Here is a 25,681-nt window from a genome sequence, read left to right as displayed (position 1 = left end):
CCACGCCAGACCCCGACCCCACCCTCGGTCGTGCCCCGCAGATCCCCCGAAGCCGTGTGCACGACGGTGGAATGTCCGGCAACAACTGCCACGCCAGAATCGTAGTGTGCAAAGCTGAACTCATGACCTTCAACGAGGGTATGCAGATCGACACCAGCACCACGTCGACCAGCGGAGGCGGCCGGGGTCCCGGCCGCGGAATGGCAATCGGCGGTGGCTTCGGCGGTCTGATCATCGTGGTTATCGCGCTGTTGCTCGGAGTGAATCCCGACTCGGTTATCCCGCAGGACCAGGGGTCCTACACGGACTCCGGTGTCGAGGCGCCCGGATTCGACCTGAGCCAGTGCAAAACCGGTGAAGACGCCAACAACATCGTGCAGTGCCGCGTGGTGGCGACGGGCAACTCTGTCGACGCGGTGTGGGAACAGTTGCTACGCGGCTACACCCGGCCACGGGTCGAGCTGTTCAGCGGGTCTGTCGATACCCAATGCGGTCCGGCGACCAGCGACGTCGGCCCGTTCTACTGCCCTCCCGACCAGACGGCGTACTTCGACACCGATTTCTTCGACGTGCTGCGCACCCAGTTCGGTTCCAGCGGAGGCCCGTTCGCGCAGGAGTACGTCGTCGCCCACGAGTTCGGCCACCATGTGCAGGATCTCCAGGGCACGCTCGGCCGTGCACAGCAGGGCGCGCAAGGTTCCAGCGGTAACGGCGTCCGTACCGAACTGCAGGCCGACTGTTATGCGGGTGTCTGGGCGCACTACGCGGCGATCACAAAGCAGGAGGGCACCGACGTACCGTTCCTCGAGCCGTTGAGCGACAAGGACATTGCCGACGCGCTGTCCGCGGCAGCGTCGGTGGGCGACGACCGGATCCAGGAGCAGGCGACCGGCCGGGTGAACCCCGAGTCGTGGACGCATGGATCTTCCGAGCAACGACAGAAGTGGTTCACGATCGGATACCAGACCGGCGATCCGAACAAGTGCGACACCTTCGCCACGCGCGACCTTGGGTAGGCGCGCGACAGCGGTCGATGCCGTAGCCGAACGTTATCTCGCGACGTATGCCGCGCTTGATCCCTGCGCGGCAACCGAAATGGGCATCGTCGGTCACGGCGGTGAATACGACACCGACATCACCGACTACTCCCCCGACGGTGTGGCCGCACGTGCCGATGCCGCTCGCGCCGCCCTACGCGAGCTGGACGGCGTCGCCCCCGAGGACGACGTCGACGTCGTGACACTCGCCGCCATGCGGGAACGACTCGGCGTCCAGATCGAGCTGAACGACGCGGGACTCGACGTCGGCGAACTGAACGTGATCGCCTCGCCGCTGCAGTCGATGCGCGATGTCTTCGACCTGATGCCGACGGACACCGACGACGACTGGCGGATGATCAGCGAGCGCCTTTCCCGCGTGCCCGACCGCGTCGATGGTTACGCCGCGGCGCTGCGCTCGGCTGTCGCCACCGGACACCGACCCGCGGTTCGGCAGGTGGGGCGAGGGATCGAACAGGCAGGCCAGATCCAGCAGCTGTTCGTCGACATGGTGGCCGACGCCGCCCCGACCAACGGGGCGCTGCGTGCCGAGCTTGCGCAGCGGGCATCGGCGGCGGCCGACGCCTACAGCAGGCTGGCCGCCGTGCTGCGCGACGACGTCGGTCCGGCGGCCCGTGGCGATGACGCATTCGGCCGCGAAGCCTATCGACTGTTTTCACGTTTGTATCTGGGCGCCGTGGTAGATCTCGACGAGACCTATGAATGGGGCTTGGACCTACTGGAATCCATTGTCGCCGAACAGGAGTCGATAGCGCACCGACTCTACCCGGGGTCATCGGTCGCGGAGGCGTTGCGCCGGCTCGACGAGGAGCCGCGGTATGTCGTGCACGGCACCGACGCCCTGCAGCAGTGGATGCAGGACCTATCCGACCGGGTGGTGGACGCGCTGGCCGACGCGCACTTCGAGATCGCCGAGCCGTTGCGCACCCTTGAGTGCCGGATCGCGCCGACGCAGACCGGGGGCATCTACTACACCGGCCCGTCCGAAGACCTGAGTAGGCCCGGTCGGATGTGGTGGTCGGTGCCGCCGGGCAAGGATGACTTCCACACCTGGCAGGAGACCACCACGGTCTTCCACGAAGGTGTCCCCGGTCATCACCTACAGATCGGCAGGGCCGTCGTGCTGGCCGATCAGCTCAACCGGTGGCGCAGGCTGGGTTGCTGGGTGTCGGGGCACGGCGAGGGCTGGGCGCTGTACGCGGAGCGGTTGATGGCCGAGCTCGGATGGCTCGACGACGCCGGAAACCGAATGGGAATGCTTGATGCGCAACGGTTCCGGGCAGCGCGCGTGGTCATCGACATCGGTGTGCACTGCGGCATGACGGCCCCGGATGGCGGCGTATGGGATGCCGACAAGGCGTGGGTGTTCCTGCAGGCTCACAGCGCGATGGCCGAGGCGAACCTCCGCTTCGAGCTGGACCGCTATCTCGGCTGGCCGGGCCAGGCGCCGTCCTATGCGATCGGGCAGCGGATCTGGCAACAGCTGCGCGACGAGTTGGTTGGTCGCGGAACGTCGTTGAAGGAATTCCACCGCCGCGCACTTGATCTGGGCGGTCTGCCGCTCGATGTGCTCAGGTCGGCGCTTCTCGCCGATTTCGCCGCTAGCTGACCCGCTTTCGCTACCCCGCCTCGCGGCCATACGGTCAGACAATGGAATCGCTGGCCGTCACTCCGAACCTGACCATGCTGCGCATCAACGGCTGGCAGTTGTACGTCTGGCGCGACGGCGATTCGGCCACGCTGGTCGACACGGGCGCGCCGGGATCGGGTACCGAGATCGCAGCCGCTGTGCCTGGCATCGACCGAATCGTGTTGACGCACGGCCACGTCGACCATGTCGGTTCTGCCGCAGAGCTGCGTGAGTCGACCGGGGCGGCTGTGATGGCGGGCGCAGGAGACGCCGCCTATATCACCGCAGGCGCACAGATGCCGCCTGCGATGTTCGAAGACTGGGAGATCCCCATCTTCGAACGGGTTTCGGCCGGGCTGCCCGCCGCTGCTCCCGCGGTGCCCGTCGACCAGGAACTCAACGATGGCGACGTGCTGGACTTCGGCGGCGGCGCACACGTGCTCGCGATACCCGGGCACACCGAGGGCAGCGTCGCCGTGCATCTGCCCGAACACGGTGTGCTGTTCGCAGGCGACACCATCGCCAACGTCGGATCGGTGATGCTCGGGGTGTTCAACCAGGACCGGTCGCGCGCGGTCGCGTCGTTCAAGCGGTTGGCGGCACTCGACGTCGAGACGGCATGCTTCGGACACGGCGAGCCGATCGAATCCGGAGCGGGCGAACGGATCCGCGAGGTGGCTGCAAGACTGGCAGCATGATCGAGCCCGACACCAAGGACTGGACCTGGGTCCTATCGCAGCCCTGCCCCGAATGCGGATTCGACGGGTCCGCGGTGAGCCACACCGAGGTCGCAGGCCGCATCAGGGCAGACGCTGCCGAATGGCCTCGGCGGCTCAGCGCCACCGACGTCACCGTGCGGCCACGCGCCGACGTGTGGTCGGCGCTGGAGTACGGCTGCCACGTTCGAGACGTGCACCGGATCTTCAACGACCGCGTCGCGCTGATGCTCGGCGAGGACGAGCCGCGCTTTGCCAACTGGGACCAGGATGTGACCGCCGTCGAAGACGACTACGGCTCACAGGACCCCGTTGTCGTCACATCGGAACTCGTCGATGCGGCGGGCGTGGTGGCCGACACGTATGAGCACGTGCCGCCCGACGCATGGTCGAGGCGCGGGTTGCGCAGCAACGGCAGCGAGTTCACAGTCGCGTCGATTGCGGTCTATCACTTGCATGACATCGTCCATCACGCGCACGATGTCGACCATGGCTGAAGACAAGCCGCTTGCGGGCAAGGTCGCCTATGTGACGGGGGCCGCGCGCGGGCAGGGCCGCTCCCATTGTGTTCGGCTGGCCCGAGCAGGCGCCGACGTCGTCGCGATCGACGCCTGCGGTCCGGTCGCCGAGCACAACGGTTACCCGCCCGCCGACCCGGCGGACCTCGCCGAGACCGTGAACCTCGTTGAGGGCGAGGGCCGCAAGATCCGTGCCGAGGAGGTCGACATCCGTGACCTCGCCGGGCAGCAGCGGGTGGTGTCCGACGCGATCGAGCAGTTCGGCCGCCTCGACATCGTGGTCGCCAACGCCGGTGTGCTCAATTGGGGTCGGCTGTGGGAGATTTCGCCGCAGCAGTTCGAGGACGTCATCGACATCAACCTGACCGGGCTGTGGAACACCATCAAGGCCGTGGTGCCTGCGATGATTGACGCGGGAAACGGCGGTTCCATCATTGCGATCAGCTCGGCGGCAGGCGTCAAGGCCGTGCCCGGTTGCGGTCACTACTGCGCCAGCAAGTTCGGTGTCGTGGGATTGACCAACTCGCTGGCAGTTGAGCTGGGCGAGTTCGGGATTCGGGTCAACTCGGTGCACCCGTACGGCACCGACACCCCGATGGGCAACGATGCGTCGATGTGGCAGATGTTCGCCGACCATCCGAACTTCATCCACAGCTTCTCGCCCGGCGCGCTGCCGACCGACTCGCTGGCCGCGCCGGATCTGGTCTCCGACATCGTGGTGTGGCTGGCCAGTGACTCGTCGTCACTGGTGACCGCTGCTCAGATCCCCGCGGACAAGGGCTATCTCAAGATTTAGCGGGCGACCGACGCGAGCGCGGTCACACCGAAGCGGAACAACGCTTCCGTCGATGCCACCGATGCGGACGGCAGCCCCACCGCCAGCAGCGCTTGCGCCTTGAACGCCCGCGCAGCGCCGCTCAGCCGGTAGGAGACTGCGCTGACGTCCTCGCCCAGCGAGCCGGGGTCGCCCCACAGCGCCACTTCGGCGCGGCGCCGGTCCGAGCTCGAGACGAACCGCCGGACACGACCGTCGGCGGCGTACACGTCGGCGGCGACGGCCAGGGTGGCGGCCCGGTCGGGATCGTCGGTGATCGCCTCGAGATCCCCACTCAGGTCCAGCACGTCGGCGCCCAGTATCCGCAGTGCGCGTTCGCCGGTGCGGTCGGCGACCAGAACATTGACCTTCCAGCCGGCCATCCTGCGGTCATACAGCCAGCCGCCGGTCGATGACACCACGTCGGCGACGCCGGATGCGACGACGGTCATCTCGTGCTGCAGCACGCTGCTGGTGCGCGCCCGAGCCCGGGCCGCCGAATGTGTGCGGTAGGTCTGCGACGACATAGCGGGGTCCAATCTCGACGAGCGGGTGTCCAGGCTGCGACACATCCCAGCGTGACACTTCTACTCGAATATGTAAAGGTTCGCATTCGCTGTCACAGCCGCGACTGCTCCTTGATCGCGGTGTCCGTTGTGCGCAGCGGGCGGATCAGTGCGTCCTGGGTGAACGACGCGATCAGCTCGCCCTCCTCGGTGTGTACGGCGCCGCGGACGTAGGACATGCCCGAGCCGACCTGCGTGCTCTCGTGCGTGTACAGGATCCATCCCTTCCAAACCACCGGCTCGTGGAAGCTCACCGACACCGTCATCGGCGCGGTGGAAACCGTCAGATGCGACTGGCTGGTGCCGATTCCTTCGTGAGCACGCATGGTGGTCGAAATCCCAAGGTGGCCAGTGAAGTACGCGATCAACGCCTTGGCCAGGTCGGCACGCTCGGGAATCGGGTCGTAGTGCAGCCAGGCATACAGTTCCGGCGGGCCTACCTCGTCGGGGCTGTTGACGTCGACGACGTCGACGAGTCGCAACTGGCGGCCGGCCATCGGCATCTCGGAGACGTTCGCGTCGGCGGGCGCGGCGACCTGTGGGCGGGTCAGCTGATGACGGATCACGTCGGCGGTGGGCACATCGGCGAGGATCGTCGCGGTGATGCAGCGCTTCCCGTTCTGCTTTGCAAACACGACGGCCGTCGCGGTCGACCGGCCCTCGCCGACGACGTCGATCTCCAGCTCGACAGGACCGGCACCGACCATCACCGCGCGCGCGAACACCGCGTACACCGAACGCACCGACTTCTCCGGGAAGCGCTTTGCCGCGGCCACGATGATCTGCGCGAGCACCTGGGTGCCCTCGACAACCTGCCGCTCGTCTTCGCCTGCGGGTCCGGTCTCGGCGATGAAGCGGTTCTCGCCATCGGGTTGCACATCAAACAGGTCGAGCAGTGCCTGCACCGTCCACTGCGCTTGCGCTGAGTCTGTCGTCATGAGAGGGAACACTAACCGAGCAACCGCAAAACCGGTAACGTCATTACCATGGCGAAGTCGAGCGGGAGACCCACGGGAACGGTCGGCGCCGAGACCGAACCGCGCGAGCGCCGCTTCATGCGCTCGGCGCTGGCGATCCTCGGCGAAACCGGCCGCACCGACTTCACCGTCTTGGAGGTCGTCGAGCGCTCGAAGACCTCACTGCGGTCCTTTTACCAGCACTTCTCCACGAAGGACGAGTTGCTGCTGGCGTTGATCGACAAGATCATGTCCGAGTCGACACGAAAGTGGCGCGAGGACACCGAAGGACTGCCTCCCGTCGCCGCCATCCGCGTGCTGATCGACCGGATATGCACACCGGCTGAGACGACAACTCAGGACAAGGTCAACCGCGGACTTACCTACTACAACGACCACCTGGCCGAGGCACTGCCACGCGAGTACGCCCGGGTGATATCCCCCGTGCACGGGCTCATCAAGGACATCATCAACCGCGGGATCGCCGACGGCTCGTTTCGCGACGGCCTCGACGTCGACGCCACCGCCGCGCTGATCATGCAGACGGCGCTCGGCGCCATGCGGCTGCAGGTTCTCGGCGCCGAGTTGAGCGGCGTTCCCGTCGAAGCCGACCACATTTACGACTTCTGCATCGCAGCGCTCGTCAACGGAGGCAACCCCGTCTGACCTGCCGAGAAGGGCCTTCTCGGGGGGTGGTGTTTTCGCTGGTCCAGCCGTGGTAATGTCATTACCACAGCAGCCCGACAAGTCTTTCAGGAGGCGCACATGGCAGCCCGCGAGCTTCCGTATCCGGTGTTCGACGCCGACAACCACTTCTACGAGCCCAAAGAGGCACTCACCCAGTTCCTGCCGGAACACCGCAAGGGCGTCATCGACTACATCGACGTCCGCGGCCGCACCAAGATCATGGTGCGCAACGTCGTCAGCGACTACATCCCCAACCCGACGTTCGAGGTCGTCGCCAGGCCCGGCGCTCAGGAGGAGTACTTCCGGCATGGCAGCGGCGGCAAGAGCTACCGCGAGGTGATGGGCAAGCCGATGAAGGCGATCCCCGCGTTCCGTGATCCGGCCGCGCGGCTGGAGGTTCTTGACGCGCTCGGCCTCGATTACACGCTGATGTTTCCGACGCTGGCCAGCCTCGTCGAAGAGCGTCTCAAAGACGATCCCGACCTGATCCTCGACATCGTTCACGCGCTGAACGAATGGATGTACGAGACCTGGCAGTTCAACTACGAGAACCGGATCTTCTCCACCCCGGTCATCAACCTCGGCGTCGTCGATCGCGCACTCGAGGAGTTGGCGTGGTGCCTGGAGCGCGGGGCCAAGACCGTGCTTGTCCGGCCGGCGCCGGTGCCCGGCTACCGGGGCACCCGTTCGTTGGGCCTTGAAGAATTCGATCCGTTCTGGGACGCATGCGTAAAGGCAGGCATCCCCGTGTCGATGCACGCCTCCGACAGCGGCTACTCGCAATATCTCAACGACTGGGAGCCCGGCGACGAGTTCAAGCCGTTCGCGCCCACCTCGTTCCGGATGGTCGCGATGGGCAAGCGGCCCATCGAGGACACCATGGCCGCGCTGGTCTGCCACGGCGCGCTGACCCGCAACCCCGATCTGCGCATCCTGTCGATCGAAAACGGCGCCGACTGGGTGCCCTACCTGTTCAAGCAGTTCAAGAGCGTCTACTCGAAGATGCCGCAGGGCTTCCTTGAGGATCCGATCGAGGCCTTCCGTCGCTGCGTGTACGTCGCGCCCTTCTGGGAGGACGACTTCGCCCAGATGGCGCAGCTGTGTGGAGTCGACCGGGTGATCTTCGGCTCCGACTGGCCCCACCCGGAAGGCTTGGCCGAACCGACCAAGCTGGTCGACGACCTACAGGGCCTCGACGAAGAGGGCCAGCGAAAAGTCATGGGTGGCAACATGATCGACCTCTTCAAGATCCCGAACGAGGTCGTCCACAAGGCAGACGTGCCAGCCCTCGTTCTCACCTGAGACGGCCGTGACCGACGCCATAAACCCCGAGGTTCTGCTCTTCGCCTCGACCACTTCGGCGTTCCTGGAGAAAGAAGGATCGCTTTCTCGGCTGCGCGAACTGCACGCGGCAGGCATCGCGTTCGACACCGGCTGGTGGCGGCGGGCAGCCGAACTCGGCTGGACCAGCCTGCTGGTTCCCGAAGAACTCGGCGGCGGCTCGGTGTCGGGTGACGGCGTGAAGGACCTGGCGCTTGTGGCCGAGCTTGCGGGTAAGACCGTGGCGCCAGGGCCGCTGCACCCGGTCAGCACCGTGCTCGCCGGTCTTGCCGAGGCGCCCGAAAATCACGAGGAGACAATCGAATCGCTGGTCAGCGGTGAGGTCGTCGCGTCGTGGGCCGTTTACGAACCCGGCAGGTCGTGGGCGCCGCTTGATCCCGGCGTGACGGCGACGCCCACCGGCCTCGGTTTCCGGCTGGACGGTGTAAAGGATCGCGTCGAGGCGGGCGCCGAGAGCGCGGCGCTTCTGGTGGTGGCGAACTGCGAAGGCGCGGTTCGGCAGTTCCTGGTGCCGACGGACGCTGTCGGCGTGCGAGTCAAAACGCAGAGGTCGCTCGACCTCGTGAAGAGCTATGCCCGTGTGCATTTCGACGGCGTTGAGGTCGATGCATCGGCGGTCGTCGGGAGGCCGGAGCAGACCGCCGAGTTGATCTCACGACAGAGCCAGATCGCGCAGATACTCCAGTGCGCCGAGGTCGTCGGCATCCTCGACGCCGTGCTGAAGTTCACCATTCAGTGGGGCTTCGACCGACACTCGTTCGGCAGGCCGCTCGGCTCCTACCAAGTGCTCAAGCACAAATACGCCGACCTGAAGATCTGGTTCGAGGCGTGCAGGGCGGCCACCAATGCCGCCGTCGCGGAGGTGGCCGATCGCTCCCCCAACGCTGAGATGGCCATCAGCGTCGCGAAATCGTATGTGGGCGAATACGCGCCGCGGATGCTGCAGGACTGCATCCAGTTGCACGGCGGCATCGGCGTGACGTGGGAGCACGATCTTCATCTGTACCTGCGCCGAGTCATGCTCGACCGCTCGATGTTCGGCACGCCGGAAGATCACAACCTGCGCGTCTATGCGCTCACCGCGGAAGCGAGGAGCGCCTGATGACCGACACGACGACGTCGCCCGCGACCACCGAATCGGTTGCCGAGTTCGCGACACGGGCCAGGGCCTGGTTGGCGGAGAACATGCCGCGCATCGACCCGGGCAATCCGCCAGAGGCGGACCGCGGCGAGGAAGCGCCGTGGCTTCGAGCCCGCGAGCTTCAGAAGAAGCTCTACGACGGCGGATTCGCCGGTATCTGCTTCCCCCGCGAGTATGGCGGCCTCGGGCTGCCCATCGAGTATCAACGCGCGTTCGACGACGAGTCGAAGGCCTACGAAATGCCGGTCATCCTCAACACACCGACGTTCACGATCTGTGCCGCCACGATCCTCGACACCGGCAGCGAGGAGCAGAAGAAACACCACATCTCAGCCGCCCTTCGCGGTGACGAGGTGCTCGTGCAACTGCTGTCGGAGCCCAGCGGAGGATCCGACCTGGCAGGTGTGATCACCCGCGCCGACCGAACAGGCGACAAGTGGGTCATCAACGGCGCGAAGACCTGGAGCACAAGCGCTTTCGCGGCCGACTATGGGTTGATGCTGGCCAGAACCGACTGGGACGTGCCCAAGCACGAGGGCCTGACGATGTTTCTGGTTCCGATCGACAGCCCTGGCATCACGCTGCGCCGGATCAAACAGGTGAACGGGTCCGTCGAGTTCTGCGAGGAGTTCTTCGACAACCTCGAGCTCGGCGACGACGCGGTCGTCGGCGCAGTCAACGAAGGCTGGCACGTCGCGTCCCGGCAGCTGTACCACGAGCGACGAGCCGTCGGCGGCGGTTCGGAGTTCGCCAGCGGCATCGGCGCCGAGGGCAAGACCGACGTGCCGATCGACTGGGTGGGTCTTCTCACGGCAACCGGGCAGGCCGACAGCGAAAGGGCCCGCGAACGCGCAGGGCGGGCGATCGTCCACAAGGCGGTGCAGGACCGTCTGGTCGATCACGTCTACCACGGTGTCCTCGACGGCTCGCTGCCGCCCGCTGCCGGCTCCATCATCAGGATCACCCACGCCGAGACCCACCAGGTGGGATTCGACACCGCCGTCGCCCTCACGGGCGAATCGGGCGTCGTTGACGGCGACGACGACCTGATCCGGTACGGCGAACGCTACCTCTCGCGGCAGACGGCGGCTCTCGGCGGCGGCACGACCGAGATCGCCCGCAACATCATCGGTGAGCGGGTGCTCGGGTTCCCCCGCGAGCAGGCGGCCGATCGCGGAGTGCCGTTCAAAGAGGTCAAGCGGAACAAGGGCTGATCTACAGATAGGTCCGCAGGTGCTCGGCCATACCTTGCCGGAACGCCCGCATCGCAGGGACTTTCGGTTTGATGCCGTCGGCACCGTGGTACATGCCGGGAACGGTCACCAGTTCGCATGGCACTCCGTGTGCCGTGAGCCGCTCGGCGTACGCGACAACCTCGTCGTAGAGGATGTCGAGGTCTCCGACGCCGAGCCACGCGGGCGGCAGGCCGGACAGGTCGGTGCGCCGTGCGGGCGCCGCATATTCGGGCGTCCCCGACTCCTGCGGCTCTCGGCCCAGGTACGCGGTCCACGCCCACCGACTCGACGCGGGCGTCCACATGAACTTGCCGCGGCCGCCGGGGTCGCGAAGAGCGGTGCGGTCGTCCATCATCGGATAGACGAGCACCTGCGCACGCAACCCGATCCCCTCGTCGGTGCAGCGCTGCGCGACGGCAGCCGAAAGCCCCCCGCCCGCGCTCGAACCCGCCACCGCGATGCGGTTCGCGTCGATGCCCAGTTCGTCGGCGCGCTCACGCATCCACTTCAACGTGGTCATGCAGTCGTCAAGGGCGGCCGGAAACGGATTCTCTGGCGCAAGGCGGTAGTCGGGCGAGACGATAACGGCATCGAGTTCCCTTGCCAGCCTGCCCGACTCGAAGGCTTCGAACTGCGGTGAGCCGACGACCATCCCACCGCCGTGGATATGCAGCACAGCGGGACGACGTGTGTTCTCCGCCGTCGGCGTCACCACCAGCACCCGCACCGCCGGTTCGCCGTCGACGTGGCGTTCGGTCATCGTCACACCTGCGCCCGGGTTGGTGCGGCGGCGCATACCCAGCCGGCCCATCCACAGCGACCGCTCACTCAACGGGCGCGCCGTCAACGGCAACACCGGACTGCGGAGCTCAGCAGCAACCTCGGCCATCGCAAGCTGCATCGCCAGCGCACGGCGTGTTCCATATGCGGCCGCGGCAACGCCGGCCAACGTGACAAACGTCCGCGTCTTCACCTAGAACAGAGTGGGCTGGGCCACCTGGGCCGTCAAGGCCGCCGGAGCCTGCGCCGCTTGAAACGATCGCCGGTCAGGGTTGAGGCCGTGCCTGTTCACCAACGGAGTCACCCTGTCGCGCAACATGTCTCGGTATTCGGGCGGCAGGTATGCGCCGCGTCGGTACAAATTCCGATATTCGGCAATCAGCTCGGGGTGCGATCGCGCCAGCCACGACATGAACCAGCCCCTTGTCGATCCACGCAGATGCAGCCCGAACACCGTCACGCCGTTGGCTCCTGCGGCGGCGATCTGGCCGAGCAAATCGTCGAGGTGTTCGACCGAGTCGGTGAGTTTCGGCAGCACCGGCGCGACCATCACATGGCATTGCAGCCCCGCATCTCGGATCGCGGCGATCAGGCCCAGCCGCGCTTGCGGCGACGGCGTCCCCGGCTCGACATCCCTGTGCAGCTCGGGATGTCCGACAGCCAGTGACACCGCGACGCTGACGTCGACGTGCTCCGCCGCATCGGCGATGAGCGTCAGATCGCGTCGCAACAGCGTGCCCTTGGTGAGGATCGAGAACGGTGTGCCGGAAGCCGCCAGCGCACCGATGATTCGCGGCATGAGCGCGTACCGGCCTTCTGCCCGTTGGTACGGATCGGTGTTGGTGCCGAGTGCGACGGTCTCGCGCTGCCACGTCTTGCGGTGTAGCTCGCGCCGCAGCACCTCGGCGACATTGGTCTTGACCACCACCTGGGAGTCGAAGTCGGCGCCGCTGTCCATGTCGAGGTACTCATGGGTGGGCCGAGCGAAGCAGTAACGGCAGGCGTGCGAGCAGCCGCGGTAACCGTTGACGGTGTATCTGAACGGCAGCATGGACCCCTCGGGCACCTTGTTCAACGCCGATTTGCAGAGGACTTCGTGGAAGGTGATGCCCTCGAACTGCGGGGTCCGCACGCTGCGGACGAACCCGATGCGCTGCAGGCCGGGCAGGGCGCCGTCGTCGACGCTGACGCCTTGACCATCCCACCTCATCTGTTAATTCGAACTTATGTTCGAATCAAAGTCAAGCTTCGCGATCCAGCCCCGATGGTGCCGTGACCGGTGCAGATGGCGAAAACGCGGTCGTTAACCATCGATGCGCTGAACCGTCGCTCAAATTTTCGCGAAAGACTAATTACTCTGTATTTTTAACAGCACATTGGCGCTATCTAGATTTGCTTGTTAGATTGCTAGATCTGCACGGTGTTGCGGTTTTGCGAGAAGCTTACAGCGCAAATCCGGCGAAGTTTAACCCCTGATGGGAGATCCGATGACCGTCGTCGAACTGTCCCGCACATTCGCCTCGCCCGGCGTCGACGGCGCGCTGATGAGCTGGTGGGACGCCGATGCCGAATGCACGGTCGCGATCGCACGGCCCTCCGACAACGATGCCCTGTGGCAGGCGTATCTGGACGGTGCCCAGCGGTCCTACCGCATGCACGGCATAACTGCCGCCATCGACGTCGATGCGATTCACCGATCCGGTGACACAACGCTTTTCTGGACGATGCTGGACCCGACTGGAACGGTGGTCGGTGGCATCCGCGCCATCGGCCCGCTCACGTCGCCCGACGAGACACACGCGGTCGTCGAGTGGGCAGGTCAACCCGGCCTGCCGTCGGTCCGCAAGATGATCACGGACAGACTGCCGTTCGGCGTCGTCGAAATGAAGTCGGCATGGATCACCGGCGAGGCCAGCCGCAACCGTAGGCTGACCACAACGCTGGCTCGGGCAGGCTGCCAGGTGCTGGCCGTGCTCGGAGTCCAGTTCTGCATGGCGACCTGCGCGCAACACGTGCTGGCGCGCTGGCGATCGTCAGGCGGTGTGGTGGCCCCGATCCCGTCAACGCCCTACCCCGACGAACGCTTCCGCACGAAGTTGATGTGGTGGGACAGGCTCACCGTGGCCAGCCTCGCCGCCCCCAGCCAGACCGCCAAGATCATCGCCGAGATGGCGGATATCCGCCAGTCTCTGCACAACTCGAGCCACCATGCATCAGTGAGAGGTTGAATCATGTTCACCGAAACACAATGGGACCACGAGGTCGACATCGTCTGCATCGGTGCCGAGGGTGGGGTGCTCGCCGCAGGACTGGTCGCCGCGAACGCGGATCTCGACGTCTATCTAGGCATATCGGAGTCCGCGGGCGGCGGTGACCTGGCCGCAACGTTGAGCTACCGGGGCGGGGACGGGCCGACGACCAAGCACCTCGCCGGCTTCGACTACGCCTTCGGCAGAGCCGGGCGCGCACACAGCTTCTGGCCGGTACGCGCCGTCGAAGACACGGTGCCACCTCGCCCGCACCGCCGGGCAGCCGTCGAGCCGTTCTTCGGCGCGGCGCTCGAGCAATGGGCACACCGGTGCGCGGCGGCGGCCAGCGGTCTCGTCTACAACCGGGTGACCAAACGCCAGATGACGCAAATGCGCAGCTGTGCCCGCGGCGACAAAGTCGAAGTGGCCGTCGTCGGATCGGTCGAGTTGAGCCCCAATCTGCCTGCCTTGTCGTTGCGGGAATGGCTGCGATCCGAGGCCAGCGATCAGGGCCTGCGGCCCGAGACCGAGGTGCGGTTGCTGAAGCTGATCTTCGAGGACGACGGTGTGGCGGGGGCGTTGATCGAGACGCCGGACCGCGTGCTGGCAGTGCGTGCGCGCGAGAATCTCGTCGTCGGGACCCGCGACTTTCCGATGGAGCGCGCGCATCCGCTCGTCAGCGCCACCTCGCCGGTGACTGCGAACGTCTGCCTGGTCAGCAAGGCGGCGAGCCGGTTCGGTGAACTCGAGATCGTCACCGCGCCAGGCGATGACAACCGCGTGGTGTTCGTCGATACGCCGGAGGCCCAGCTTCAGCTGGCGAGCGGGCTCTAACCGGTTCCAGCGCCGATGGTCACCAGCGGCTCAGCTTGCAGAACGCCGCAGAGTCTTGGGTATCCGACACCGCGATCTGACCATCGACAACTATCTCGCAATGTGGACGTGGGTTGCCTTGCCCGCCGTGACCGGCGCGGCCCGTCTGCAAGAACGCCCACTGCGGGTCCTCGAGCGTGGTGGTGAACTCCCAGGGCGTAGAAACCTCTTCCCTCTTCAGGAACGCGTATGCGTCGGCGTTGTACGCCTCCATGCTCGGAGGTTGAACTGCCAGATAGCTAACCTCCAGGGTCGCACCGGTTTCCGACGTGAGGATGTACTTGACGTTGGGAACCGGCGGCTCGGCGCTGGACGTCGCGGGTGCCGATGCCACCACTGCGAGGGCGACAGCCGCCACAGCACCGGCCTTGGCTTTCACATTGCGCATGGTATCTACGTACCCCTCTTCCGTAGTAACAGACACTACCGACACATCGCCTGTCGCCGGCCGACCGTTACATCGGCAAACGATTCGAATACGAGCTACGCATTAATCAGTTCGTCACACACAGACATTTCAGAGAAACACCGGCGCTCTAACGTGCCGACTCGACGCTCGTGCATACCCCGATTGACCTACCGAAAGGCAGTCCATGCGACTCCCACCCCGCTCGTCGTTGAAACGGTCGGCCCTAGCAGCGGGGAGCATGGTCGTCGCAACCTCGCTGCTGCTGTCCGGCTGCGGCAGCAAGGCCAGCGAAACCGACGCGACAAGCGCCAAATCCTGCGTGGACACCTCAGGACCGACGATCAAGGTCGGCGCCCTGAACTCGCTTTCCGGGACGATGGCGATCTCCGAGGTCACCGTTCGGCACGCCATCGACCTCGCTGTGGAGCAGATCAACGCCGGCGGCGGCGTGATGGGTAAGCAGATCCAGCTCGTCGGCGAGGACGGCGCCTCTGAGCCGACCGTGTTCGCCGAGAAAGCCGAGAAGCTGATCAGCAGCGACTGTGTCGCGGCGGTGTTCGGCGGCTGGACTTCGTCGAGCCGCAAGGCGATGCTGCCGGTGTTCGAGGGCGCCAACTCCCTCCTCTACTACCCCGTGCAGTACGAAGGCCTCGAGTCGTCGAAGAACATCTTCTACACGGGCGCAACCACCAACCAGCAGATCGTGCCCGCGCTGGACTACCTCAAGCAGAAGGGCATCAAGTCGCTGTATCTGGTAGGCAGCGACTACGTCTTCCCGCAGACCGCCAACCGAATCATCAAGGCGTACGCGACGGCCAACGGCATCGAAATCAAGGGCGAGGACTACACGCCACTCGGTTCGACCGACTTCTCGACGATCGTCAACAAGGTCAGGACGGCCGGGGCCGACGCGGTGTTCAACACCCTCAACGGCGACTCCAACGTGGCGTTCTTCCGTGAGTACAAGAACGTGGGGCTGACGCCGCAGACAATGCCGGTGGTGTCGGTGTCGATCGCCGAAGAGGAGGTCGGTGGCATCGGTGTGCAGAACATCACCGGTCAGCTCACAGCGTGGAACTACTACGAAACCGTCGACAACCCGGTGAACAAGGCGTTCGTCAAGGCCTACAAGGACAAGTTCGGAGCCAACAAGCCGACATCGGACCCGATGGAGGCGGCCTATGTGTCGGTGTACCTGTGGAAGAACACCGTCGAGAAGGGGAAGTCGTTCGACGTCAAGGCGATTCAGGACAATGCGGGCGGCGTGACGTTCAATGCGCCCGAGGGTCTGGTCACGATCGACGGCGAGAACCACCACATCACCAAGACCGCGCGCATCGGCGAGATCCGGGCCGACGGATTGATCTACACGATTTGGGAATCACCTGGGCCGATCAAGCCCGACCCGTACCTGAAGTCGTACCCGTGGGCCGCAGGCCTCTCCGGCTGATTACGGTATGGAAGCTGTAATCGGGCAGCTGGCAACGGGATTGAGCCTCGGTTCGATCCTGTTGCTGGCTGCTCTTGGGTTGTCGCTGACCTTTGGCCAGATGGGCGTCATCAACATGGCGCACGGCGAGTTCATCATGGCCGGCTGCTACACCGCCTATGTGGTGCAACAGATCGTGACCAGTGCAGGTGCGTCGCTGCTGATCTCGCTGGTCGTGGGCTTTCTGATCGGCGGCGCGATGGGCGCCCTGCTGGAAACCAGCCTGATCCAGCGGATGTACGACCGGCCGTTGGACACCCTGCTTGTGACGTTCGGCGTCGGGTTGATCCTGCAGCAGGTGGCCCGCGACATCTTCGGGGCACCTGCGGTGAACGTGGTCGCCCCCGCGTGGCTGTCGGGCGGGATGGAGATCCTGGGCGCGGTGGTGCCCAAGACCCGCATCTTCATCTTGGCGTTGGCGATCGTGTGCGTTGCGGTGTTGGCCATCGTGTTGAAGGTCAGCCCGATGGGACGACGGATCCGGGCGGTCGTGCAGAACCGGGATCTCGCTGAGACCAGCGGCATCTCGTCGCGCAAGACCGACATCACGACCTTCTTCATCGGCTCGGGACTGGCGGCGGTGGCCGGCGTCGCGCTGACACTGATCGGCTCCACAAGCCCGACGATCGGACAGAGCTACCTGATCGACGCCTTCCTCGTCGTGGTGGTCGGCGGCCTCGGCCAGATCAAGGGCACCGTGATCGCGGCGTTCGCGCTGGGCTTCCTCAACTCGTTCATCGAGTACAACACCACAGCGTCGCTGGCCAAGGTCATCGTGTTCGTCATCATCGTGATCTTCCTGCAGGTGCGGCCGCAAGGCCTGTTCACCGTCCGGACAAGGAGCCTCGCGTGACTGGGACCAAATCGCTCCTCACGTCCGCAGGCGTGCTGGGCCGTTGGCAGACGTGGGCCGGCTTCGGTGTGGCTGCGGTAGCGCTCTTCGGGATCGCGCCGATCGCGCTGTCCGACTTCCGGCTCAGCCTGCTTGGCAAGTTCTTGTGCTTCGCGATCGTGGCGGTCGGTATCGGGCTGGCGTGGGGTCGTGGCGGAATGCTGGTGCTGGGTCAGGGCGTCTTCTTCGGACTCGGCGGCTACATGATGGGCATGCATCTGAAGATCGCCGACGCGCAGCTGCGCGGCGACGAGGTGCCCGACTTCATGCAGATCGCGGGGGTGCGCGAGTTACCGTCGTACTGGGAGCCGTTCGCCTCCCCCGCCTTCACCCTGCTGGCCATCGTCGCGCTGCCGACGGCCGTCGCGGCCGCGCTGGGCTTCGGCGTGTTCAAGCGGCGAGTCAAGGGCGCCTACTTCGCGATCCTGTCGCAGGCGCTCGCCGCGGCGCTGGCAATCCTGCTGGTCGGCCAGACCGGCCTGGGAGGCAGCAACGGGCTCAACAGGTTTCGCACATTCTTCGGGTTTACCCTCAACGATCCGGCCAACCGGCGGATGCTGTACTTCATCGCGGCGGGGACACTGCTGATCGTCGTCGCGGTGGTACGCCAGCTGATGCAGAGCCGCTACGGCGAGCTGTTGGTGGCGGTCCGCGACGGCGAAGAGCGGGTGCGCTTCCTCGGCTACGACCCGGCCAACATCAAGGTGGTGGCCTACACCGTCGCCGCGCTGTTCGCCAGCATCGCGGGTGCGCTGTTCGCGCCGATCGTCGGCTTCATCGCGCCCTCGCAGGTAGGCATCCTGCCCTCGATCGCGTTCCTGATCGGTGTGGCGATCGGCGGACGGACCACCCTGCTCGGGCCGGTGCTCGGCGCCATCGGTGTGGCGTGGGCGCAAACGCTGTTCTCCGAACGCTTTCCGTCGGAGTGGACGTACGCACAGGGTCTGTTGTTCATCGTCGTCGTCGGATTCTTCCCGGCCGGGTTCGCAGGGCTTGGTGCGTTGTTCGCGCGGTTGCGGCGTCGGCGCAAGGAACGGCCCGAAGAGGCGCCATCCCCCGAATCCGAGACGGAAAAGGTGGGTGCGGGCTTATGACCACTACCGAGACAGAACCGACGCATGGCGGCAACGTCGGCATGGGTACCCAGTACCTCGAAGTCCGCGGCCTGACAGTCGATTTCGACGGGTTCAAGGCAGTCAGCGATGTCGACCTCACCTTGTTCCAGGGCGATCTGCGATTTCTGATCGGGCCCAACGGCGCCGGCAAGACCACGGTTATCGACGCCATCACCGGTCTGGTACCCGCGACCGGATCGGTGAACAAATCCGGTGTGGAACTGCTTGGCAAGAAAGTGCACCAGATCGCCCGGCGGGGCGTCGGCCGCACCTTCCAGACCGCCAGCGTGTTCGAGCAACTGACCGTTTTGCAGAACCTGGACATCGCGGCGGGCGCGGGCCGTTCGGCATGGACACTGTTGCGCCGCCGCAAGGGGGTCCTGCCGTCGATCGAAGAGGCTCTGGAGACAACCGGTTTGACCGATCTGGCCGACAAGCCCGCGGGGGTGTTGGCACACGGGCAGAAGCAGTGGCTGGAGATCGGCATGCTGCTCGTGCAGAACGCCGACGTGCTACTGCTCGACGAACCCGTCGCGGGCATGAGCGCCGAGGAACGCGAGGAGACCGGGAACCTGTTGCGTCGCATCGGTGGTGAGCGCACGGTCGTCGTCGTCGAGCACGACATGGACTTCATGCGCGCCTTCGCGACGTCGGTCTCTGTGCTTGCCCGCGGAAAGGTGATCGCCGAGGGGTCCGTGTCCGAGGTGCAGGCCGATCCCAAAGTCCAGGAGGTCTACCTGGGCACGGCGGCGGCAGGCGCGGACGGTATTCCCGACGAACTTATCGAGGAGAGCTCATAGTGCTTCAGCTTGTCGATGTACGTGCAGGCTACGGTCGCTCGGAAGTCTTGCACGGCGTCAGCATCGAGGTGCCCTCCGACGGGGTGGCCGCGGTGATGGGCCACAACGGGGCGGGCAAGACGACGCTGCTGCGGGCGGCGGTCGGACTGTTGAAATGCACCGCGGGCGAGGTGGTTTTCAACGGCGAGGACATCACCAAGCTGCGGCCGAGCGCGCGGGTGGCCCGCGGCCTGGCCTACGTGCCGCAGGGCCAGCAGTCGTTCGGCCAGCTGACCACCGCCGAGAACCTCCAGGTCGTCGCCGACGGCAGGAAGAACGGCAGGCAGCTGATCGACGCGCAACTCGACCTGTTTCCTGCGCTCAAGGAATTGCTGACCCGGCGAGCCGGGCTGCTGTCCGGTGGACAACGTCAGCAGTTGGCAATCGCACGCGCACTGATCACCAGCCCCAAGTGCCTGATTCTCGACGAGCCGACCGAGGGCATCCAGCCGTCGGTGGTCGCCGAGATCGAGTCGGTGATCACCGAGCTGACCAAGCGCGGCGACCTCGGTGTCCTGCTCGTTGAGCAGCACATCGGTTTCGCGCTCGAGTCGTCGCAGAACTACTACATCCTGGAGTCGGGCCGCGTCACGTCGAGCGGTACCGGTGGCTCGGCGTCCGAGGAAGACGTCCGCGCCGCAATGGCCATCTGACCCGACGCACCGCGAGCGGGGGGCACCTCCCCGTGTTACTAGGGGGAGTGTCTGTACACGACACGCCGTCGATTTCTGTACAAATGCGCGCGCTCGCGGCCCGCGAGTGTGCATGCTGCAGGCGTGACCACGCCAACAGAGCCGCAGATTCTCGCCGATACGGGTGGATTGCTAGTCACCGACGACGGACGTCGGGTGCTGGTCATCGACCGTCGTACCAGCGCGCTGGCGACGTTCGCGTTCGTGCTTGGGGTGATCACCCTCGTGGTCGGCGGCTTCGGCGTTGTCGCACTGATCGCAGACATGCCGTCGCGGACACTGGGTGCGATCTTCCTGGCTGTCGGGCTCGTGTTCGCCGTGCTGACATTTCTGGTGGTGCGCAAAATGCGGCAGCGCCGCAGGCAGGCGTTGAAGGAATGCCGCCCAGTCGCCGTCATCGACCGCAAGCTCGGACTGTTCAGTTACCGCGGCGGTGCGCTGGTGCAGCTGAACCAGGTGCGTTTCGCGCGACAACTCCAGATCGGCTCGAGCTCACCGAAACTGGTGGCGATCACCCCCGGCGGAACCCTCGTTCTGAAGCGCGGAAACCCGTTCGACGGCGGAATCGGCAACATCGACCAGATACTGACCGCGACGGCCAAGGGATCGTGACGACGGTGAACGAGCCCGCGGCATGCGGTTGCGCCCACGGCCATCGGGGGATCTCGCGACGGTCTATGTTGACGGCCTCGATGGGCGCCCTTGTCGGCGGAGCCGTTCTCGGCACGTCGGCCTGTAGTTCGGCTGCCCCACAAGAGTCGCCTCACACGCTGCCCGATGATGCGCTCATCACCTTGGGTGTTCAAGCCGGGCCGCCACCGGTTCCGGGCAAGACCGGCATATCGTCGACCCTGAAGATCGGTAGCGACCTCTACCAGATCGACTGCGGCCTTGGCTCTCTGAACGCTTTCACCAACGCGGGCTTGCGATTTGACGATCTGAAGAGCTTGTTCATCACCCATCTGCACACCGACCACATCGTCGACTACTTCAGCTTCTTCCTCTCGGGTGGCTACACGGCCGCAAAGGGGAAAGCCCCCGTGACGATTTACGGCCCAGGCCCAGCGGGCGGGCTGCCGCCGAGCCGGGTCGGCAACTCTGATCCCGCGACGATCAATCCAAAGGACCCGGCGCCGGGACTGGCCGCCACCACCGCACTGCTGCAGCAGGCCTTCGCGTACACCGACAACATCTTCATCCGCGACATGGGTACCGACGACATCCAGAAGCTCGCGAAGGTCACCGAGATCGCGGTGCCACCGGGATCGGACTACCGCAACAGGTCGCCGAGGACCGCCCCGTTTCCCGTCGTCACGGATGACAACGTGGCGGTGACGGCTACCTTGGTAGCCCACTACGACGTGTACCCGGCGTTCGGCTTTCGCTTCGATCTGGCGAAGTCCGGTGTATCCGTTACCTTCTCGGGTGACACCACCAAGTCGGACAACCTCATCGCGCTGGCCGGGGGCACGGATATCCTCGTGCACGAGGCGCAGTTCAGCCTCGATGATGCGTACTACCACAACAGGTTCCCCCCGAACTACCTGAAGAGCTCGCACACCTCGGCGGAGCAAGTGGGCGAGGTCGCCGCAGCCGCCGACGCAAAGCACGTGATTCTGAGCCACTACTCGCCAACCGATCTACCCGAGTCCGATTGGCTCGACGCCGTCGGAAAGCACTACTCGGGCAAGATCACCGTCGCCCGCGACGGGCAGGTCTTCGAATTATGATCCGCCGTCGGCGCCCAGGTAAGCGGGAATCCGATCGCCGAACAGCCGAACCGCGTTCTCCGAGCTGACCTTCCGACGCGTGGCGTCGTCCATCGGATATGACGCCAGAAACTGCGCGCCGTCCTGGTTGTCGTCCATCGGATAATCCACCGAGAACATCACCCGGTCGGCGCCCATCACGTCGAGCGTGCACGCGAAAGCGGGCGGGCAGAAATTACCACTCGTCGTGACGTAGAAGTTCCTGAGCAGATACTCCGACGGCAGGTGTTGCAGCCCGCGGCTGGAACCGCCTTCACCGCCGAGCCCGTAGTAGCGGTCGATGCGATAGGCGGCGAACGGCAGCATCTCGCCGAGGTGGCCGATGATCATCTGCAGTCTCGGAAACCTGTCGAATAAACCCGAGTAGATCAGCCGCAGGGCGTGCGTGCCCGCCTCGGCGGCGAACCCCCATGACGCCAGGTGCAGGCCGTCGGCGACATACGGAGCGAACCACGCCGCCATCACCGCAGGATGCGGTGTCGTGGGGTGCAGGTATACCGGTGCACCCAACGCTTCGGCGCGGCCGAAGAGCCCCTCATACGCAGGGTCGTCGAGATAGCGGCCCTGACAATGCCCGTTGATGAGCGCACCGACCAGGCCGAGCTCGGTGACGGCACGATCGAGTTCGACTTCCGCTGCGGCCGGATCCTGGGTCGCAAGCGTCGCGAAACCACCGAACCGGTTCGGATTCTCCCGCACGGTGTCGGCGAGCTCATCGTTGGCGCGGCGGGCGAGGTCGATCGCGCGCCCGATGTCGGTCTCCTCCTGAACACCCGGGTCGAACAGCGACATGATCTGGAAATCGATACCGGCGGCGTCCATCTGCTCGAGACGTAGCGGACCCCTGTCGTACAACCGCTGGTATCCGACAGGATTGTTGGACTGCAACCATGTGGCGACAACATTGTCGGCGCTCGCCGGATCCCACGCAAAATGCTCCTCGAGCGTGATCAACGACACCGCGAAAGCACTTCCGTCACAACGTCATCGACGGGCACGTCGACCTGCTCCCCCGTCGACAGGTCCTTCACGCCGATGGTGCCCGCCTCGATGTCGCGGTCACCCGCCACCAGCGCGATCGACGCGCCGGATCGGTCCGCTGCGCGCATGGCACCCTTCATGCCGCGGTCGCCGAAAGCGAGATCGACGCGTACGCCCGCCGCCCGAAGCTGGGCGGCGAGCACAAACAGTCGCGCTCTGGCCTGCTCACCGAGGGGCACACCGAACACCTCGACCCTGGCACCGTCGCCGATCGTCTTGCCCTCGGCCTTCAACGCCAGCACCGCGCGGTCGACGCCGAGCCCGAACCCGATGCCCGACAGGTCCTTACCGCCGAGCTGTGCCATCAGCCCGTCGTAGCGCCCACCGCCGCCGATGCCGGACTGCGCGCCAAGGCCGTCGTGGACGAACTCGAACGTGGTCTTGGTGTAGTAGTCCAGCCCTCGCACCATCCGCGGGTTGATCGCATACGGGACCCCGGCCGCATCGAGGTGCGCCAGAACGCTGTCGAAATGTTGCTTGGCGGTATCGGAAAGGTGGTCGAGCATGACCGGCGCGTCGGCGGTCATCTCCTTGATGTGTGGCCGCTTGTCGTCGAGCACCCGCAGCGGATTGATCTGCGCGCGTCGACGGGTTTCGTCATCGAGGTTGAGCTTGAACAGGAAGTCCTGCAACAGTTCTCGGTACTGCGGTCGGCAGCTGTCATCGCCAAGCGAGGTGATCTCCAACCGGAACCCGTCAAGACCAAGCGATCGGAAGCCGGCGTCGGCGACCGCGATCACCTCGGCGTCGAGCATCGGGTCGTCGACACCGATGGCCTCCACCCCGACCTGCTGCAGCTGCCGGTAACGGCCCGCCTGCGGACGCTCGTACCGGAAGAACGGCCCCGAATAACAGAGCTTGACCGGTAGCGCGCCGCGGTCAAGTCCGTGTTCGATCACCGCGCGAATCACACCTGCGGTGCCCTCCGGCCGCAGAGTCACCGAGCGGTCTCCCCGGTCGGCGAAGGTGTACATCTCCTTGCTGACCACATCCGTTGACTCCCCGACTCCGCGCGCGAACAGCGCGGTGTCCTCGAAGATCGGCAACTCGGCGTCGGCGTAGCCCGCGCCGCGTGCGGCGGCCAGCAGACCGTCGCGCACCGCGACGAATTGCGCGGACTCCGGGGGCAGGTAGTCGGGCACGCCCTTGGGCGCCTGGAACTGATTCACAAAGTCAAACCTTCGAGGAATGGGTTGGCTCGGCGTTCGAAGCCGATGGTCGACGTCTCGCCGTGCCCAGGTAGTACCACGGTGTCGTCGTCGAGCACCATCAGTTTTGTCACAATCGACCCGAGGAGGTCTCGGCCACTGCCCCCGGGGAGGTCAGTGCGGCCGACCGACTGGCGGAACAGCGTGTCCCCGGTGAAGGCGATCTCTCTGGCATTTTCCGCTCCTCGCGGGCGCGGCACATCCCCCTCGACCCGGAACACCACCGAACCGCGGGTATGGCCCGGCGTGTGGTCGATGGTCACGGTGATGCTGCTGGTGTCGCCGATGTCGATCTTGTCGCCGTCGCGGTCCAGTTCCACCACCTGCTTGGGTTCGCGGAACAGCGCGCCGAACGCGGAGGTGGCGAAGCCCCCGATCAAACCCCGCCCGAACCCCTTGATCGGGTCGCTCAACATGAAGCGGTCCTCGGGGTGGATGTAGGCCGGGCAGCCGTAGGCGTCGGCGACCTTCTGCGCCGACCAGATGTGGTCGATGTGGCCGTGCGTCAACAGCACGGCCGCGGGCGTGAGCCGGTTTTCGTCCAGAATCCGGCGAAGCTGCCCCATGGCCCGCTGGCCCGGGTCGACGACAATTGCGTCCGCCCCGGCACGTTGCGCCAGCACATAGCAGTTGCAGGCCAACATGCCGGCCGGGAATCCGGTGAGGAACACGTCGTCCATTTTCCCATCCCCCGCTGTTGGCGAGCCTCTTGGCCCGCACTCAGCTACTGCTGGCACACTCGTTGCGGACTTACCAGCACATGAGGAGGACCACGGCGGTGCCGACCAACGAACAGCGGCGGGCGACAGCGAAGCGCAAACTCGAGCGACAACTGGAGCGACGGGAAGCACAGGCACGCAGGCGCAGGCTGTACACGATCATTGCTTCTGCGGTGGCTGTTGTCGCAGTGGTGGCTGGGGTGGCGGCCTTCTTCTTCACCCGCAGCGACTCCGACAGCGCGGCGAGCGCTACCTCCTCCACGCCCGGCGGCTCGTCGGCGGCGCCGACGGAACCGGTGCCTGTCGCCGACGGGCAGCTGCCGCCGTTCAAACCGCCCGCGGACCTCGGCAAGGACTGCCAGTACCCGGCCGCCCAGGCGGCCAGCAAGCCCAATAAGCCGCCTCGTACCGGTCAGGTTCCGACCGACCCCGCAGAGGTCAGCGTCAGCATGTCCACCGACCAGGGCAACATCGGCATCCAGCTCGACAACGCCAAGTCGCCGTGCACGGTGAACAGCTTCGCCAGCCTGGCTCAGCAGAACTACTTCAACGACACCCAGTGCCACCGGTTGACCACCAGCCCGGGGCTGTCGGTCCTGCAGTGCGGCGATCCGACCGGTTCGGGCAGCGGCGGCCCCGGCTACGAATTCGCCAACGAATACCCGACCAATCAGTTTCAGCCCGACGATCCGCAGCTTCAGAACCCGGTGACCTACCCGCGCGGCACGCTGGCGATGGCCAACGCCGGGCCAGGTACCAACGGCAGCCAGTTCTTCCTTGTCTACAAGGACTCGCAGCTGCCGCCCGGCTACACGGTGTTCGGCAAGATCGACGACACCGGCCTTGCGACGCTGGACAAAATCGCTGCCGCCGGCGTGGAAGGCGGCGGCCAGGACGGCAAGCCAGCCACCCCGGTAACGGTGAAATCGATCGCGCTGGACTGA

General features: G+C 65.6%; 27 protein-coding genes. 19 read left to right on the top strand and 8 right to left on the bottom strand.

The window, feature by feature from the left end; translation table 11 throughout:
* Positions 1-122: 122 nt before the first annotated feature.
* Genes ypfJ through D6M19_RS31235 form a run of 5 tightly spaced genes read left to right on the top strand, consistent with a single transcriptional unit; the run spans position 123 to position 4,718 of the window.
* A complete protein-coding gene (ypfJ, locus tag D6M19_RS31255) occupies positions 123-1,016 on the top strand; it encodes a KPN_02809 family neutral zinc metallopeptidase (protein WP_123029172.1) in 894 nt (297 codons plus the stop codon).
* The gene (locus tag D6M19_RS31250; protein WP_123029171.1) at positions 1,009-2,667 is read left to right on the top strand and encodes a DUF885 domain-containing protein; all 1,659 of its coding nucleotides are present in this window, start codon (positions 1,009-1,011) and stop codon (positions 2,665-2,667) included. Before ypfJ ends, D6M19_RS31250 begins: the two co-directional genes overlap by 8 nt.
* Positions 2,668-2,708: 41 nt before the next feature.
* Positions 2,709-3,386, top strand: a complete 678-nt coding sequence (locus tag D6M19_RS31245) for an MBL fold metallo-hydrolase (protein WP_123029170.1) — start codon at positions 2,709-2,711, stop codon at positions 3,384-3,386.
* Positions 3,383-3,901, top strand: coding sequence for a DinB family protein (locus D6M19_RS31240; protein ID WP_123029169.1), 519 nt, complete (start codon positions 3,383-3,385; stop codon positions 3,899-3,901). Before D6M19_RS31245 ends, D6M19_RS31240 begins: the two co-directional genes overlap by 4 nt.
* Entirely contained in the window at positions 3,885-4,718 is an 834-nt protein-coding gene (locus tag D6M19_RS31235) for a mycofactocin-coupled SDR family oxidoreductase (RefSeq protein ID WP_123029168.1), read from the top strand. Before D6M19_RS31240 ends, D6M19_RS31235 begins: the two co-directional genes overlap by 17 nt.
* On the opposite strand, the gene D6M19_RS31230 is transcribed toward D6M19_RS31235, so the two are convergent.
* A complete protein-coding gene (locus tag D6M19_RS31230; RefSeq protein WP_234835138.1) occupies positions 4,715-5,263 on the bottom strand; it encodes a hypothetical protein in 549 nt (182 codons plus the stop codon). The genes D6M19_RS31235 and D6M19_RS31230 overlap by 4 nt on opposite strands.
* A gap of 92 nt (positions 5,264-5,355) precedes the next feature.
* Positions 5,356-6,240, bottom strand: coding sequence for an acyl-CoA thioesterase (locus D6M19_RS31225; protein ID WP_123029167.1), 885 nt, complete (start codon positions 6,238-6,240; stop codon positions 5,356-5,358).
* Between the two features lie 48 nt (positions 6,241-6,288).
* Between D6M19_RS31225 and D6M19_RS31220 the strand changes: the two genes are divergently transcribed.
* The 4 genes from D6M19_RS31220 to D6M19_RS31205 all read left to right on the top strand — a co-directional run bounded on the left by D6M19_RS31220 (position 6,289) and on the right by D6M19_RS31205 (position 10,641).
* On the top strand, positions 6,289-6,924 hold the full coding sequence (locus tag D6M19_RS31220) for a TetR/AcrR family transcriptional regulator (protein ID WP_123029166.1): 636 nt from the start codon (positions 6,289-6,291) through the stop codon (positions 6,922-6,924).
* A gap of 99 nt (positions 6,925-7,023) precedes the next feature.
* Positions 7,024-8,247, top strand: coding sequence for an amidohydrolase family protein (locus tag D6M19_RS31215; protein WP_123029165.1), 1,224 nt, complete (start codon positions 7,024-7,026; stop codon positions 8,245-8,247).
* A gap of 7 nt (positions 8,248-8,254) precedes the next feature.
* The gene (locus D6M19_RS31210) at positions 8,255-9,388 is read left to right on the top strand and encodes an acyl-CoA dehydrogenase family protein (RefSeq protein ID WP_123029164.1); all 1,134 of its coding nucleotides are present in this window, start codon (positions 8,255-8,257) and stop codon (positions 9,386-9,388) included.
* Positions 9,388-10,641, top strand: a complete 1,254-nt coding sequence (locus tag D6M19_RS31205) for an acyl-CoA dehydrogenase family protein (protein WP_123029163.1) — start codon at positions 9,388-9,390, stop codon at positions 10,639-10,641. The genes D6M19_RS31210 and D6M19_RS31205 overlap by 1 nt, the downstream gene beginning before the upstream one ends.
* Position 10,642: 1 nt before the next feature.
* Here the strand turns inward: D6M19_RS31205 and D6M19_RS31200 are convergent, their stop codons facing one another.
* Positions 10,643-11,635 (bottom strand): alpha/beta hydrolase, encoded by a 993-nt coding sequence (locus D6M19_RS31200; protein WP_234835137.1) that lies wholly within the window; start codon positions 11,633-11,635, stop codon positions 10,643-10,645.
* The gene (locus D6M19_RS31195) at positions 11,636-12,652 is read right to left on the bottom strand and encodes an Rv2578c family radical SAM protein (protein WP_123029162.1); all 1,017 of its coding nucleotides are present in this window, start codon (positions 12,650-12,652) and stop codon (positions 11,636-11,638) included. It lies immediately after the preceding gene.
* A 277-nt stretch (positions 12,653-12,929) separates the two neighbouring features.
* Here D6M19_RS31195 and D6M19_RS31190 point away from each other — a divergent pair, with 277 nt between their 5' ends.
* The gene (locus tag D6M19_RS31190) at positions 12,930-13,670 is read left to right on the top strand and encodes a hypothetical protein (protein WP_123029181.1); all 741 of its coding nucleotides are present in this window, start codon (positions 12,930-12,932) and stop codon (positions 13,668-13,670) included.
* 3 nt (positions 13,671-13,673) lie between these two features.
* Positions 13,674-14,525 (top strand): hypothetical protein, encoded by an 852-nt coding sequence (locus tag D6M19_RS31185; protein WP_123029161.1) that lies wholly within the window; start codon positions 13,674-13,676, stop codon positions 14,523-14,525.
* Positions 14,526-14,544: 19 nt separating this feature from the next.
* On the opposite strand, the gene D6M19_RS31180 is transcribed toward D6M19_RS31185, so the two are convergent.
* Entirely contained in the window at positions 14,545-14,943 is a 399-nt protein-coding gene (locus D6M19_RS31180) for an Rv2576c family protein (RefSeq protein WP_407665428.1), read from the bottom strand.
* A 214-nt stretch (positions 14,944-15,157) separates the two neighbouring features.
* Here D6M19_RS31180 and urtA point away from each other — a divergent pair, with 214 nt between their 5' ends.
* From urtA to D6M19_RS31145, 7 genes are all read left to right on the top strand, one after another.
* Complete coding sequence (gene urtA, locus D6M19_RS31175) at positions 15,158-16,423, top strand: urea ABC transporter substrate-binding protein (RefSeq protein ID WP_123029160.1); 1,266 nt, start codon at positions 15,158-15,160, stop codon at positions 16,421-16,423.
* A 7-nt stretch (positions 16,424-16,430) separates the two neighbouring features.
* Complete coding sequence (urtB, locus tag D6M19_RS31170; protein ID WP_123029159.1) at positions 16,431-17,315, top strand: urea ABC transporter permease subunit UrtB; 885 nt, start codon at positions 16,431-16,433, stop codon at positions 17,313-17,315.
* Positions 17,312-18,448, top strand: a complete 1,137-nt coding sequence (gene urtC / locus D6M19_RS31165) for an urea ABC transporter permease subunit UrtC (protein ID WP_234835136.1) — start codon at positions 17,312-17,314, stop codon at positions 18,446-18,448. The genes urtB and urtC overlap by 4 nt, the downstream gene beginning before the upstream one ends.
* The gene (gene urtD, locus D6M19_RS31160; RefSeq protein ID WP_123029157.1) at positions 18,445-19,269 is read left to right on the top strand and encodes an urea ABC transporter ATP-binding protein UrtD; all 825 of its coding nucleotides are present in this window, start codon (positions 18,445-18,447) and stop codon (positions 19,267-19,269) included. The genes urtC and urtD overlap by 4 nt, the downstream gene beginning before the upstream one ends.
* Positions 19,269-19,961: an urea ABC transporter ATP-binding subunit UrtE gene (gene urtE / locus D6M19_RS31155; protein WP_123029156.1), complete on the top strand. Its 693-nt coding sequence runs from the start codon at positions 19,269-19,271 to the stop codon at positions 19,959-19,961. Before urtD ends, urtE begins: the two co-directional genes overlap by 1 nt.
* Before the next feature lie 123 nt (positions 19,962-20,084).
* Positions 20,085-20,612 carry a hypothetical protein gene (locus tag D6M19_RS34605; protein ID WP_206428684.1) on the top strand — a complete coding sequence of 176 codons (528 nt, stop codon included), beginning with the start codon at positions 20,085-20,087 and terminating at the stop codon, positions 20,610-20,612.
* Between the two features lie 80 nt (positions 20,613-20,692).
* Entirely contained in the window at positions 20,693-21,730 is a 1,038-nt protein-coding gene (locus D6M19_RS31145) for an MBL fold metallo-hydrolase (protein WP_234835135.1), read from the top strand.
* Here D6M19_RS31145 and D6M19_RS31140 read toward each other — a convergent pair.
* The 3 genes from D6M19_RS31140 to D6M19_RS31130 are packed head-to-tail and all read right to left on the bottom strand — an operon-like array spanning position 21,725 to position 24,689.
* A complete protein-coding gene (locus D6M19_RS31140) occupies positions 21,725-22,729 on the bottom strand; it encodes an amidohydrolase family protein (protein ID WP_123029154.1) in 1,005 nt (334 codons plus the stop codon). The two genes, D6M19_RS31145 and D6M19_RS31140, sit on opposite strands and share 6 nt — an antisense overlap.
* Positions 22,720-23,979 carry a histidine--tRNA ligase gene (gene hisS, locus D6M19_RS31135; RefSeq protein WP_123029153.1) on the bottom strand — a complete coding sequence of 420 codons (1,260 nt, stop codon included), beginning with the start codon at positions 23,977-23,979 and terminating at the stop codon, positions 22,720-22,722. Before hisS ends, D6M19_RS31140 begins: the two co-directional genes overlap by 10 nt.
* Positions 23,976-24,689: an MBL fold metallo-hydrolase gene (locus D6M19_RS31130; protein WP_123029178.1), complete on the bottom strand. Its 714-nt coding sequence runs from the start codon at positions 24,687-24,689 to the stop codon at positions 23,976-23,978. The genes hisS and D6M19_RS31130 overlap by 4 nt, the downstream gene beginning before the upstream one ends.
* A gap of 107 nt (positions 24,690-24,796) precedes the next feature.
* Between D6M19_RS31130 and D6M19_RS31125 the strand changes: the two genes are divergently transcribed.
* Entirely contained in the window at positions 24,797-25,681 is an 885-nt protein-coding gene (locus D6M19_RS31125) for a peptidylprolyl isomerase (protein WP_123029152.1), read from the top strand.

Origin of the sequence: Mycolicibacterium stellerae (assembly GCF_003719305.1) — a bacterium.
Classification (GTDB): Bacteria; Actinomycetota; Actinomycetes; order Mycobacteriales; family Mycobacteriaceae; genus Mycobacterium; species Mycobacterium stellerae.
Note: the sequence above shows the minus strand (reverse complement) of the source record. Positions and strands in the feature narration are given on the sequence as shown.